We start from the raw sequence: 12,163 nt of genomic DNA on the forward strand, positions 1-12,163 counted from the left end.
TGCGCGCGGTGCGCAGCATATTGCGTTGCGCGGCCGGCGGCGCGTCGCGCGCGGCGCCGTTGCCGCTATTCGGCCACATCGGGTCAGACGGTTTTCGAATAGCGCGCGTCGTGCGCGCCCGCTAGGTACGCGTCGAACGCCATCGCGACGTTGCGTACATACAGCCGCCCCGGCGGATGAATCGTCAGACGATCGCTTTCGATCGACAGCAGGCCGTCGCGCTCGAAGCCGCGCAGCGCGTCGAGTTCGTGCGCGAACTTGTGTGCAAAGCGGATGCCGTATGCGGCGTCGAACGGCGCGTATCGCAGCACCAGATTGCACATCAGATGCGTGATCACGTCGCGCCGCAGCCGGTCCTCGGCCGTGAGCCGGATGCCGCGGGCGATCGGCACGCGCCGTCGCGCGAGCGCCGCGCCGTAGCCCGGCAGATCCTTCGCGTTCTGCGCATAGACGTCGCCGACCTTGCCGATCGACGACATGCCGACGCCGATCAAATCCGTATCCGCGCGCGTGCTGTAACCCTGGAAATTGCGCTGTAGCGTGCCGTCGCGCTGCGCGCGCACCAGCTCGTCGCCCGGACGCGCGAAGTGGTCCATGCCGATGTAGACGTAGCCCGCCTGCGTCAGCCGCTCGATGGCAGTGCCGAGCAGCGCGAGCCGCGTCGCCGGCGGGGGCAGCGCGGCGGCATCGATCTGGCGCTGCATTTTGAACAGGCGCGGCAGATGCGCATAGCCGAACACCGACAGCCGGTCCGGCGCAAGTTCGACGATCGCGTCGAGCGTGCGCGCGAAGCCCGATACGCTTTGATGCGGCAGCCCGTAGATCAGATCGACGCTGACCGATTGGTACGCCATCGCGCGGGCCGCGCGGATCAGCTCGGCCGTCATCTCGAGCGGCTGCACGCGATTGATCGCGAGTTGCACCGCGGGGTCGATGTCCTGCACGCCGAGGCTCACGCGATTGAAGCCGAGCGTGCGCAGATGCGCAAGCGTCGCGCTCGACGCGGTGCGCGGGTCGATTTCGATCGAGAATTCGCCCGCGTGATCCGGCGCGAGCGTGAAGCGTTCGCGAATCGCCGCCATCAGCTCGGCCGTCTCGTCGTCCGACAGGAAGGTCGGCGTGCCGCCGCCCCAGTGCAGCTGCGTGACGGTGCGCGCGGGATCGAAGAGCGCCGCCTGCAGCGCGATCTCCTGCTTCAATTGATCGAGATACGGCCGTGCGCGCTTGCGGTTGCCGGTCGCGATCTTGTTGCAGCCGCAATAGAAGCACGCGGTCGCGCAAAACGGGATGTGAAAATAAAGCGACAGATCGCTCGTCGACGCGCCGGGGTCCGCGGCCGCGCGCACGTAGTCGGCGGGATCGAAATCGTCTCGAAATTGCGGCGCGGTGGGGTAGGACGTATAGCGAGGGCCGTTCGCCGAATATTTGGCGAGCAGGTCGGGGCGCAACAGCGCTTCGGTCGGGTTCGGCGGCGTCATGGGGAAGGCTCGGCTCGTGCTCTCTGACGTCAGCCAGTATATAAAGCGGCGATTTCATCGAATTGTGTAATAACGTCGCAGCCGCCGATGGCACAATACCGCTTTGCGTGAGCGCGCCTGTAACCGGCGTGCTCGATTGTCGTCGATGTTTTTCGGATACCTGATGTGATGACGGGCGAAGTTGCCGAGCGTTCGGACCAGATAACCGCGCATGCGTGCCGGCAGGGCTGCGGCGCGTGTTGTATCGCGCCGTCGATTTCGAGCCCGATTCCCGGCATGCCTGCCGGCAAGCCGGCCGGCGTGCGCTGCGCGCAATTGCTCGACGGCGAGCGCTGCGCGATCTTCGGCCGTCCGGAGCGGCCCGCGTGCTGCTCGGGCCTGCAGCCGAGCGACGAGATGTGCGGCGCGTCGCGCGCCGACGCGCTTGCGTGGCTCACCCGGCTCGAAGCGGCAACGCAGCCTGCCGCGCCGCCGCCGGGCCGTTTGCGTCAGCAGGAGAGTCAAGCATGACCCACACGAGCGCGCCGGGACGGCGCAGCTTTCTGATTGCCGCGTGCGCGGCCGCGGGCGCAGCTGTGTCGCTGGCCGCGTGCGCGTCGACGTTTCCGTTTGTTCCGGACCACTACACGTTTTCGCAAAGCGACGTGCAAAGAGCGGTTGCCCGCAAGTTTCCGTATCAGAAGACGGTTGCGCAGGTGGTCGACGTCGCGCTGGCCAATCCGGTCGTCGGGCTGCAACCCGAGCGCAACCGGGTCGCCGTCAAGCTCGATGCGCGTTTCGCGAGCCCGTTCCTGCGCGAGCCGGTCAACGGCACGTTCACGGTGTCCGGCCAGCTCGCCTATGACCCGCCGAGCCGTTCGGTCGTGCTGAAGGCGCCCGCCGTCGACAGCGTGAACGTCGACGGCGATGCGCAAGCCTACGCGCAGCAGATCAGCGCGGCGGCAGGGTTGCTTGCCACCCGCGTGCTGACCGATTACCCGATCTATACGTTCAAGCCGGAGCAATTGCAATTTGCCGGTGTCAATTACGAACCCGGTACAATCACAATCCTTACAAACGGCATACGTGTGGCGATCGTCGAAAAGTGACATCGCGCCGCGCGCGGCCGACGTGGCCGCGGCGGTGCAGTGGCCCCGTCCCGCACACTACGAGAGAGGTCACGAATGGATTGGGTATTGATTGTCAAGGCGCTGGTGCTGGGCATCGTCGAAGGATTGACGGAGTTTCTGCCGGTATCGAGCACGGGGCATTTGATCGTCGCGGGCAGCTTTCTGCATTTCCATGCGGAGTATGCGAAAACGTTCGACGTCGTGATTCAGTTTGGCGCGATTCTCGCCGTTTGCTGGGAATACCGGCGCAGGATCGCGAACGTCGTGACCGGATTGCCGACTCAGCCTTTGGCGCGGCGTTTCGCGTTGAATGTCGTGATTGCGACCGTGCCCGCGGTCGCGCTCGCGCTGCTGTTCGAGAAGACCATCAAATCGGTATTGTTCGCGCCGGTGCCGGTCGCGGTTGCGCTGATCGCGGGCGGCGCGGTGATCCTCTGGGTCGAGGGACGGCGCGACCGCGCTGCGCCCGCACGCGTGCAATCGATCGATGCGCTGACGCCGCTCGATGCGCTCAAGGTCGGCCTCGCGCAATGTTTCGCGCTGATACCGGGCATGTCGCGTTCCGGTTCGACGATCATCGGCGGCATGCTGTTCGGGCTCGAGCGGCGCGTCGCGACCGAATTCTCGTTCTTTCTCGCGATTCCGGTGATCTTCGGCGCGACGCTTTACGAAACCGTCAAGGATTGGCGTGCGTTCGACGCCGATTTGCTCGGCCTGTTCGGCATCGGCCTGATTGCGGCGTTCGTCAGCGCGTTCGCGTGCGTGCGCTGGCTGCTGCGCTACGTTGCGTCGCACGATTTCACGCCGTTCGCGTGGTATCGGATCGTGTTCGGGCTGTTCGTGCTGCTCGTCGGATACAGCGGCTGGATCGACTGGGCGTGAACGCTCAGCGTCCGCGCTTTTTGAACACCAGATCCCATACGCCGTGCCCCAGCCGCAGGCCGCGGCGCTCGAACTTCGTCACCGGACGATAGTCGGGGCGCGGCGCGTAGCCGTCGGCGGTGTTGTCGAGCGAGGGGTCGGCGCTCAGCACGTCGAGCATCTGTTCCGCATAGTTTTGCCAATCGGTCGCGCAATGCAGGTACGCGCCCGGCTTGAGACGCGTCGCGAGCCGCGCGACGAACGCCGGCTGGATCAGCCGGCGTTTGTGATGGCGCGCCTTGTGCCACGGGTCCGGGAAAAAGATGTGAACGCCGTCGAGGCTTTCGGGCGCGATCATCTGCTCCAGTACTTCTACCGCGTCGTGCTGAACGATGCGGATGTTCGCGAGCTGCTGCTCGCCGATCAGCTTCAGCAGTGCGCCGACGCCGGGCTCGTGCACTTCGACGCCGATGAAATCTTCATTAGCGCGCAGCCCGGCGATTTCCGCCGTCGACGCGCCCATGCCGAAACCGATTTCGAGCACGCGCGGTGCGCGGCGGCCGAAGATCGCGTCCCAGTCCGGCTGCGCATTCGCATACGGGACGACGAAGCGCGGACCTAGTTCGTCGAGCGCGCGGCGCTGGCCGGTCGATACGCGGCCGGCGCGCGTGACGAAGCTGCGGATGCGGCGCAGACGCAGCGGGTTGTCGGCATCGGCGGCGGGCGTGGCCGCTGCGGCGTCGGGGGCGATATCGTTGGCGTCGTCGTGCGGCGTGCCGGGAGGGATCGGGTCGTCGTGAATCATCGTAGCGGTGAAAGCGAAGCGGGCAGCCGGGCCGGTCTGCGCCGGAGTTCGGAAATACAAAAAAGCCGCCTTCGACGAGGCGGCTTCGCGATGCCACGGCTGCGAACGGATTGCGCTCAGGGCTGGAAAAGCAGAGCGGGCGAGGGGAACCGAACCTAACCCCCGGCTCTTCGATTTAAAACCGTTCTACAGGAACGGGCCTATCTGTATGGACTACGTTCTGGGCTGAATTATCGCACATGTGCAGCCGCGAGGTTGCGCGGGCGTTCAGCGGGGGACGACGGTTGCTTGGAGTACGAACGTAACGGGTAACGGTACGTTGGGCCTGGTACTACATTGAATATCGCCATCGGCGAGGTACTGGGCAAAACTGCGCTATGTCACACCGGCGCCCAGTTGGCCGTGTTCCTCATCGAGGTGAGATTGGCACTGCTCGTTAGAAAGGAGATTCACGTTAATTGCGACAACGTGAGCAGCCACGAGACCGACGCAGTTCAAGTTTTCTGCTAGGCCTCGCGAGGGTCTCGGTACATTACACTCCCACGTATATTCGTCACGGCTCAATCAGGTCGAGAATTGGTTCGCCTGCATCCAGCGAGACGTCATTACGCGGGACGTACTTACCCGCACGAAGGATATCGACAAAAAGCTCATGCGCGACATTCGCAGGTACAACCGGCAGGCTGCTCCGTTGAAATGGAACACCGATTCTTCGCATCGCATCCGGTACGACTCGTCTGTTTCAGTGGACTAATGTCCACCACCAGTCGATTGACGGAATGTGCCGAGGGGGAGATACAGGAAGGTCGAGTGCGTCGGCCACGGGGATTTGAATGCTGTCGGCTCTAACGTATGGCGCGTTCGTCGTGCCGAGAAATTGAGGGCTTCCCGGTGCTGCATATCGAGCGCATGTGCTGCCGAATACCAGATTTCCGCTGATGATGTCTTCGAGTCCCTTGAAATATATATCGAGTCGATTACCGAAGGATCGCCGGCATTTCGCTTTCAGCGCTAGATAGCAGCGCATGCACTGGTTTCTCAGATCGAGCGCTTCCAATAGCGCGGCGTGTGTGTCTTTACTGCCGCGTGAATGCATAAGGATATCGATCATGCTCGGAAACGCGGCACAGCCGCTTTTTTCCTTGTGATGCGAATAGAGGTCGTTGTCGATGACGAGCACGAATAATATGCATTGTGTTAGCGCCTGAATCTCAGGGCACGCGCGTTCAGCCGGCGTCAGCTCCACGTTGTTGACGCATTCCGCCAGCGCGTTCGCCATGTACATGCCGGAGTTTGCCGTTCTGATTGCACAGTACGTATTGAGATCAGGAGTCTGTTTCATGTTCGTATACGCGACTTCCCATGCAAGGCCTGACATGAAATGGCTGGTGGCGCACATCAAGTTGTGGATCTGTACGGAGGATGCCCACGCGGAAATTCGGCTTTTCACGTCGACTAGGGCCTTGGCGATGCGATAGTCGCGATCGAATCCGAAATCGGAAGGGCAGAGGTAGTTTGACGTGTCGCAAATGTATCCGATGGACTTCAGAAAATGCGTCATCCCGGGGAGATCATTACTCAACGGCCCGTTTTCCACAAAATCGTCCAACAGGCAATTCCATGCGGCAAAATCAATCAAATCCCGCATCCGATCGGCCGCGATATCCGGATAGCAGCACATCATGTAATGTGCGCCTACGCTGGCCAGCGCACGTGCGTGGGCATCGCTTCCAACGAGGCCCGATTGAATCATCCATTCCGATGTCTGGGTGATGTGTGCGTCAACTGGCCGGATTTCCCGCAAAGGAAACGGGCAGAGTATCGACGCTACAGTTTGAGTCGAAGGTGTGACCACCGGATTTCCCTCCTGCGTAGAGTCTGCGGTATGTTCTTAAAAGGAAATCGCATGGCACCGTGGCAGCGGCACGCGTCGAAACGAGTCGAAGCGGGCGCGCGCACGGGTTGCGCGACGCTTAGAACAGTCTGTACAAGACGCGTTTGACCATTTCTCTCAAGAAATGTGCCTGGATGCCGAATGGCGCAAGCGCCGCCAGCGCTTCGTTGGCGAGTTGCCGCGCCCAAGCGCGAGACGCGTCCAGACCTAACACCGTGACGTAGGTCGCCTTGTTCGCTTGAGCATCCTTACCGGCGGTCTTACCGAGCGCTGAGGTGGTGGCGGTCGAATCGAGGATATCGTCGACGACCTGATAAGCGAGCCCGAGACGATCACCGTATTCACTCACGGCGGGCCAAGCCGCACTGAGCTTCTCTCCGGAGGCGGGGCCACACAGCACCCCCATTCTGACGGCGGCCCGTATTAACACACCGGTCTTCATCCGATGCATTTGTTCAAGTTCCGTTCGATCGAGATGTGTACCAATGCTCGTCAAATCGATGTATTGCCCGCCGGTCAGGCCCGATGAGCCTATTGACGACGCCAGTTCGCGCATCAGCGTGACACGGATGTCCGGCGGCAACGGAACTTCGCTCAGTGTGTGAAACGCCTGCGAAATGAGGCCGTCGCTTGCGAGGAGCGCGGTCGCAACATCGTACTGTTTGTGCAGAGACAATCGGCCGTGTCGCAGGTCGTCGTTGTCCATTGCAGGCAAGTCGTCCTGAATCAACGAAAATACATGGATCATCTCGATCACGGCAGAGACCTGCGCCAAAGCCTCACACGAAGCCCCGACCAGTTCACCCGCCGCGTGGCAAAGTAAGGGGCGCAGGCGTTTTCCGCCGCCAAACATTGCATATCGCATGGCGGCGTGCAGGATGGAAGGCTGCGCATCGGCTGACGGCAAGAGGCGATCGAGCGTGGTTTCAGTCTGCCGGATAGCCGTCTTCGTCCATCCGTCGATATCGTCAAACGACGTGCTCGGTGAGAGGCCGGCGGTTTCGACTGCGGGGCCGTGATCGTCCCGCTCGGCGATGTCGGAACTCATGGCGGTCTCCTGGAAAGATGCGGTGAGGTAGTGAATGCGTCGACGCAAAGAGGAATGCTCGGCATCGGATGCGAATCCGGTTTTATGCGCCGTGGCCTTGGTGCGCGGCCGACGTGGGCTATTTCACGGCCGTCATGCTGTCGACGATGATTCGGGCGAAGATGCTCGGGTGGAGCAGGTGATTCGGGGATTTCGACATATGAATGACCTCGAGTTGAGTTTGCCTTGCCCGATGGTTCGATGCGGATACGCGCGCCACTCCTGCGCCGTACCAATGCATGATCCGCGTCAATAGCGTCCGTTCTCCTTCGGTTTGCGGGAAACGCATGTCTTCAGACGTTGCCATGCTCCACGAGGGGCGTATGGCCGACACGAATTGCGATTGAATTTCCCGTGTTGAGCAGTGGGCTGCAAGCCATCGTGGAACGTGGCGCTCAAGCGTGTGCGCCTGCTTTGCGCACAGCGTCATGCCTTGGCCGAAAAAAGGGTTGATGCTGCAAAACGCGTCACCAATGACAATCAGCCCATCCGGGAAATCTTCGAGCCGATCGAAGCGATTCCATCGGCTGCCTGGCATCCTGAATCCCGACACGCCGGTTCCCGGCTCGGCGTCGCGAATGCGCTCGTATATGTCTGGGACGGGCAGTGTGCGCATGAATTCGACGAATTCATCTGGATCCGGATTGGGAAACGATCCGAACCAGCCGCCCGCGGACACCATCCATTGGTCTCCCTCGATAGGCAGCATGAGCCCGATGCGCATCTGCTCGGGTGGTGTCGGCCAAATTACCACGGCCGGCCAGTCTCGATGTTCGGGGCGCCGCCGATAGATTCTCGATGCATATCCCAGATTCGTCTTGACCAACATCTGTTGCGGCTCGTCGATTCCCGCAGCCGATAGCCAATTCGCCATACGGGACCCGCGGCCGCTGGCATCGACGACGAGTGCACCATACAGCGTCGCGATACTGTCGTCCGGCTTCGATATCTTGACGCCAGCGACGCTCAAACGGCCGTTCGTCCTTGAAATAATCAAATCCGTGACCGCAGTGTTCGATAGAACATCTACCTTTGAATTTTTGCGTATCCGACGGTGAAATTGATTGTCGAGAAGGCGCCGGCTGAAGAACACCGAATGCAACTCGCTGGCGTACTGTTTCTTCCAGCGTCCGTATTGGAACCATCGGACGTCATTGATCAGATCGGCTGTTATCGCGCCGGCGCGTGTCAGATCTTCAGTCAAGCCGGGGAAGATTTGTTCCATCAGGCGTTGCCCTTCGAGCAGGAGCACGTGCGTGTGCTTTTCCTGGGGCACGCTCTGCCGGTCGCTCGTGTCGTCGTCGAAATCTCCCTTTTCGATTATCGTTACCGTAGTGAAATGGTGCGACAGTACTTCAGCCGTTAGACAACCCGCAATGCTGCCGCCGATGACTATCGCATGATCGTGCTTGTGTGCTGACATAACAGAAGATGAACGAGTGGATCGGTATCGAACGCGCTAAGCGCGATGTGCGCAGCGGATTCTCGAAGGACGGCGGGCCGAATCGGCCGACGGGCGTCCGAGTGGCCGGAACGCGCCGCTAACCAAGCGGAGGAACCCAGACCGGGATGCCGGGGCCTGGTGTGGTCGGAATGGGCTCGCCAATCGGTTCGTCCGTTTTCGGATCGAATACGACCACCTGTCCGGAACCCAGCAGACCAAAGCCGATCCAGACGTTTCCTAGCAGTGCACCGCCCGTCGGGTTCTTTAGGAACGACAACGAGGGGCCCATGTCTGTAATGTAGCCGCGCGAGCCGTCCGCGCTGAACGCGACGCCTGTGGTGGAGCCTGCCGTTTTGATCTTTGCGATGACCGTATCTGTCGCAACGTCGATCACCAGCACGCCGGACTCGCCGAGCAGCGTGACGTAGAGTTTTTTGCCGTCGGGCGCGAGCGTCGATGTGAACGGCCATGGATCTGTCGAGCGTTGTGATGCTTCGTCGCCCGTTGGGATCTGCTTGACGAGCGTCCAACTCGGCAGATCGATGACGCTAATTGCGTTCACGGCATCAACATATAACTTTTTGCCGTCCCGCGTGAACGTGAACCACGCCGGTAATGTTCCGCCGATCTTGATCGGTTTGCGTATGGTCTTTCCCGTTTGGACGTTGAACGAGCCAAGTTCGCCGTTCGCGAATCCGACATACAAGTGCCCGTCGGGACCTTCGATTGCTGCGACCGGGACATCGGAAAACGAGAGTCGGCGGACGACCTTGTCGCTATCGGTGGCGACGACTTCGACGCTGTACGTGCCTTGCGGCAGATAGATTTCTTTGCCGTCGTTCGAGATCGAGGCGCCGAGGGGAACGCTCGACAATTGAATCGATTTGACGCTGCCAGTCTTTCTATTGACGGCAGTGATCGTCGGCGGAATCAGTCCGAAATTGTCACTATAAATCTTGTTTCCATCTGGTGTCGCAACTAGTACTGTTGGCCTGCTGCCTAGCGGAAGGACAGGGATATCGTTGATCGGGATGCTTCGAATTATTTTGGATGTTTTGGTATCGATTACACTGATTTTGTTGTGATGCGCCTCGGGGACATATAACTCTCCATTAGGACCAGACAGGCTTGCCGTGTGTGCGGGCGCAGAGGCGATGATCGATAAAATGGATAGCGCATGTATGATAAAAATACGGTACGCCGAGCATCTCGAATGCATGTCATTTCTCTCAGGAAGGTTGAAATTTGGTGTTGTGTAATCAAATTAACACATAACAAGCATGCCTAACAATAGGACTTATAATTTAATGATGGTGGATATTTTATAAGGCGTTTGATTTTATTTTCGAGTCGATATAAGTTTCAAATTAAATATATCTTTTTCGTGGGCTGCCTTCGGCAATCGGCAAACTGGAGTGGTTATGACACTCATCGCCAAAGCGATTGCTCGGCGCGATAGCGCTTGCGACCCTGAAGGGAATAAGACGCTGGCAGAACTGGTGCAGCAGTACGACGTCCATCCAAATCAAATCACGGAATGGAAAAAGCAGTTGCAGGAGCGCGTGGCGGAAATATTTGGAGCGAACACAACAGACCTAGGCGAGCCGCCCGTGGATATCAAGGTGCTTCACGCAAGGATCGAGCAATTGATGTTGGAGAACGCTTTTTAGAATAGAAAGCGCACTCAGCAAGGTGGAGTATTGAGCGCAAGGCAATGATTGACCACGAATACGCACTGGCTGCCGTACAGCGGGTAGGCTCAGTGGATTTTTCCGCTCAAGCGTCTATTGCAAATCGCGGTCGGTCAGCGAGACGGACCCCACTTTCGAGCGCGCGCATGCTGGCGCGTCTGCTGTGCCGAGAAAGTATCAAGATGGGACATCGGCACGTGGCACGCTGATGAAGCGTATGGGCATCGAAGTGCAGTATTGCAAACCGAATACGAACCGCCGCGACAAGTAGCACAAGATCCGGCCGTATCTACTTTGGGGATGACGATCAACCGCGCCAATCAGGTGTGGGCATTCGACACCAGCGACATTCCGGCGGCGCGAGGCTTCGTATATTTGACGGCTGCGGTAGCCTGCGTTAGCGGCAGGGTATTGGCCCATCGAATGGTGATTACGCTAGAAGCAGTCCATGCGGTCGGAGTGTTGGAAGGGACCTTCTCAAAATATGGGCAGTCGGAAATTGCTAACAGCGACCAGCGCAGTTAGCTCCCTGCAATCGCCACTACGGACGCAGTGCTGGATCGAGATATCAGACTGTTCATGGGGCGGCAAGGGAGCTTGGCGCGGCATCGTGTTTGTCTGACGAAGTGCCAAGTATAAGGAACCTCAAGGCATATGAGCCGGCCAGCCATGCCCGGCATTCGTTCGGTGACGACATTACCTTGTACAACCCGAGACGATCTTTTTCAAATCTGAAAGATCGGATGCGAGGTGAGGTTTACTTTGCGTCACTGCTTGCGATCAAATCGGCAGCATGAACGCCCCGATGGTCATACTTAAAAATCTCGGTAATCCAACGGCGTGACAGCACAAATGCGGCGCAGGCGGATATATCAATATCGCCCTCCTAATGGAGTATTGCCGGAGCAGGTTGATTCCGATCGTTTAGAGCGGTGCCATCTGCCACTCCCAGCAACAGCTCAACTTAATGGAGGAAGCGCGCCGCCGGTACGCCAATCTACAAGCCGTCCGGTTCCCGACCGCGCGTGTCACGGTCGGTTTTCAGGTGACGGCACAGTTCTGATGATGAAGGCGCAAGCACATACTCGGCCTACTGTCGTTGGAGACGATGTCGGCGAGGATTGAGAGGCGAAGCGCCGCGGATGCGTCAGCGCCGTCCTGTATACGCTTTCGTTTCAGGCGCCGAAATTCTACGAGAAGCAGGGCTACAAGGTTTTCGGCGAGGTGCCGTGCCTGCCGGCGGGCACGGCACGCGTCTTCCTGGTTAAGACGCTGTGACTGAATGCGGGTGAGCGCAGGAGAACGCGACGAGCCGCTCCTGCAGCGACAGCGTGCGGTCGGCGATCAATTTTTTCCAGTCGGGGATCCGCATATCGATCTCGTCGTAGACGCGGTCGATCGGCGTTTCGTTGCCAGGGAAGTAGCGGTACAGCAGCGGCCGGGTGACACCGATCTGTCTCGCGTGCTGCCGGGAAAGCCATGCGTCGCGAAGTGCTAGATCGCCTTTTCGACGCTCTGCCGCTCGCGCGCCTCCGGCACGAGCCGCCGGCCTGGCGGGACGGCATTGCCGTCGGCGTCCGTTCCGCGTTCGCGGGCCGGCGTACTGCGTTTTCTTTCCGTCATGCATGCGCGCCCGATGGCGCGCATGCTTAAACTATCGAGCGAAAAATAGCACGATTGCGGCATGGAATACGGCGCGCGACCCGGCCGTTGCCGTCGCGCGCTCCGTTGCGGGAGCGTCGCCGTTAAGCCGCACGTCCGGTGCGCGAGCGGGGCATTCAGAAAAATTCAGCC

Annotated in this window: 11 protein-coding genes and 1 pseudogene; 5 read left to right on the top strand and 7 right to left on the bottom strand. The window is 59.9% G+C overall.

Annotation, left to right across the window (positions count from 1 at the left end):
- Positions 1 to 83: 83 nt before the first annotated feature.
- Positions 84 to 1,478 carry an oxygen-independent coproporphyrinogen III oxidase gene (hemN, locus tag AQ611_RS05720; RefSeq protein WP_069233960.1) on the bottom strand — a complete coding sequence of 465 codons (1,395 nt, stop codon included), beginning with the start codon at positions 1,476 to 1,478 and terminating at the stop codon, positions 84 to 86.
- A 168-nt stretch (positions 1,479 to 1,646) separates the two neighbouring features.
- On the opposite strand from hemN, the gene AQ611_RS05725 reads away from it, so the two are divergent.
- From AQ611_RS05725 to AQ611_RS05735, 3 genes are all read left to right on the top strand, one after another.
- On the top strand, positions 1,647 to 1,988 hold the full coding sequence (locus AQ611_RS05725; RefSeq protein WP_059519956.1) for a YkgJ family cysteine cluster protein: 342 nt from the start codon (positions 1,647 to 1,649) through the stop codon (positions 1,986 to 1,988).
- Positions 1,985 to 2,566, top strand: coding sequence for a DUF1439 domain-containing protein (locus AQ611_RS05730; RefSeq protein ID WP_059519955.1), 582 nt, complete (start codon positions 1,985 to 1,987; stop codon positions 2,564 to 2,566). Before AQ611_RS05725 ends, AQ611_RS05730 begins: the two co-directional genes overlap by 4 nt.
- Positions 2,567 to 2,641: 75 nt before the next feature.
- Positions 2,642 to 3,469, top strand: coding sequence for an undecaprenyl-diphosphate phosphatase (locus tag AQ611_RS05735; RefSeq protein WP_059519954.1), 828 nt, complete (start codon positions 2,642 to 2,644; stop codon positions 3,467 to 3,469).
- Between the two features lie 4 nt (positions 3,470 to 3,473).
- On the opposite strand, the gene trmB is transcribed toward AQ611_RS05735, so the two are convergent.
- The 5 genes from trmB to AQ611_RS05760 form a co-directional block, all read right to left on the bottom strand.
- Positions 3,474 to 4,253, bottom strand: coding sequence for a tRNA (guanosine(46)-N7)-methyltransferase TrmB (trmB, locus tag AQ611_RS05740; protein ID WP_059519953.1), 780 nt, complete (start codon positions 4,251 to 4,253; stop codon positions 3,474 to 3,476).
- A 742-nt stretch (positions 4,254 to 4,995) separates the two neighbouring features.
- Entirely contained in the window at positions 4,996 to 6,108 is a 1,113-nt protein-coding gene (locus AQ611_RS05745) for a terpene synthase family protein (protein ID WP_219726946.1), read from the bottom strand.
- 118 nt (positions 6,109 to 6,226) lie between these two features.
- Positions 6,227 to 7,195 carry a polyprenyl synthetase family protein gene (locus AQ611_RS05750; RefSeq protein WP_083237370.1) on the bottom strand — a complete coding sequence of 323 codons (969 nt, stop codon included), beginning with the start codon at positions 7,193 to 7,195 and terminating at the stop codon, positions 6,227 to 6,229.
- 118 nt (positions 7,196 to 7,313) lie between these two features.
- Entirely contained in the window at positions 7,314 to 8,657 is a 1,344-nt protein-coding gene (locus tag AQ611_RS05755; RefSeq protein ID WP_069233961.1) for an NAD(P)/FAD-dependent oxidoreductase, read from the bottom strand.
- A 118-nt stretch (positions 8,658 to 8,775) separates the two neighbouring features.
- On the bottom strand, positions 8,776 to 9,897 hold the full coding sequence (locus tag AQ611_RS05760) for a YncE family protein (protein WP_231935910.1): 1,122 nt from the start codon (positions 9,895 to 9,897) through the stop codon (positions 8,776 to 8,778).
- A 202-nt stretch (positions 9,898 to 10,099) separates the two neighbouring features.
- Between AQ611_RS05760 and AQ611_RS05765 the strand changes: the two genes are divergently transcribed.
- Together AQ611_RS05765 and AQ611_RS26270 are read left to right on the top strand one after the other, a co-directional pair.
- Complete coding sequence (locus AQ611_RS05765; RefSeq protein ID WP_102720196.1) at positions 10,100 to 10,348, top strand: hypothetical protein; 249 nt, start codon at positions 10,100 to 10,102, stop codon at positions 10,346 to 10,348.
- Between the two features lie 1,146 nt (positions 10,349 to 11,494).
- Positions 11,495 to 11,647 (top strand): annotated as a pseudogene (locus AQ611_RS26270) (GNAT family N-acetyltransferase); the annotation flags it as partial.
- On the opposite strand, the gene AQ611_RS24480 reads toward AQ611_RS26270, so the two are convergent.
- On the bottom strand, positions 11,634 to 11,996 hold the full coding sequence (locus AQ611_RS24480; RefSeq protein ID WP_180978170.1) for a hypothetical protein: 363 nt from the start codon (positions 11,994 to 11,996) through the stop codon (positions 11,634 to 11,636). The pseudogene AQ611_RS26270 and the gene AQ611_RS24480 overlap by 14 nt on opposite strands.
- Positions 11,997 to 12,163 lie beyond the last annotated feature (167 nt).

This window comes from Burkholderia singularis (assembly GCF_001718875.1).
Classification (GTDB): domain Bacteria; phylum Pseudomonadota; class Gammaproteobacteria; order Burkholderiales; family Burkholderiaceae; genus Burkholderia; species Burkholderia singularis.

Excerpts from the sequence above, each read along its gene's own strand:
- hemN (WP_069233960.1), bottom strand. The coding sequence starts at position 1,478 with ATGACGCCGCCGAACCCGACCGAAGCGCTGTTGCGCCCCGACCTGCTC.
- AQ611_RS05760 (WP_231935910.1), bottom strand. The coding sequence starts at position 9,897 with ATGCATTCGAGATGCTCGGCGTACCGTATTTTTATCATACATGCGCTA.
- AQ611_RS05735 (WP_059519954.1), top strand. The coding sequence starts at position 2,642 with ATGGATTGGGTATTGATTGTCAAGGCGCTGGTGCTGGGCATCGTCGAA.
- AQ611_RS05755 (WP_069233961.1), bottom strand. The coding sequence starts at position 8,657 with ATGTCAGCACACAAGCACGATCATGCGATAGTCATCGGCGGCAGCATT.
- AQ611_RS05750 (WP_083237370.1), bottom strand. The coding sequence starts at position 7,195 with ATGAGTTCCGACATCGCCGAGCGGGACGATCACGGCCCCGCAGTCGAA.
- trmB (WP_059519953.1), bottom strand. The coding sequence starts at position 4,253 with ATGATTCACGACGACCCGATCCCTCCCGGCACGCCGCACGACGACGCC.
- AQ611_RS05765 (WP_102720196.1), top strand. The coding sequence starts at position 10,100 with ATGACACTCATCGCCAAAGCGATTGCTCGGCGCGATAGCGCTTGCGAC.
- AQ611_RS05730 (WP_059519955.1), top strand. The coding sequence starts at position 1,985 with ATGACCCACACGAGCGCGCCGGGACGGCGCAGCTTTCTGATTGCCGCG.
- AQ611_RS05725 (WP_059519956.1), top strand. The coding sequence starts at position 1,647 with ATGACGGGCGAAGTTGCCGAGCGTTCGGACCAGATAACCGCGCATGCG.
- AQ611_RS24480 (WP_180978170.1), bottom strand. The coding sequence starts at position 11,996 with ATGCATGACGGAAAGAAAACGCAGTACGCCGGCCCGCGAACGCGGAAC.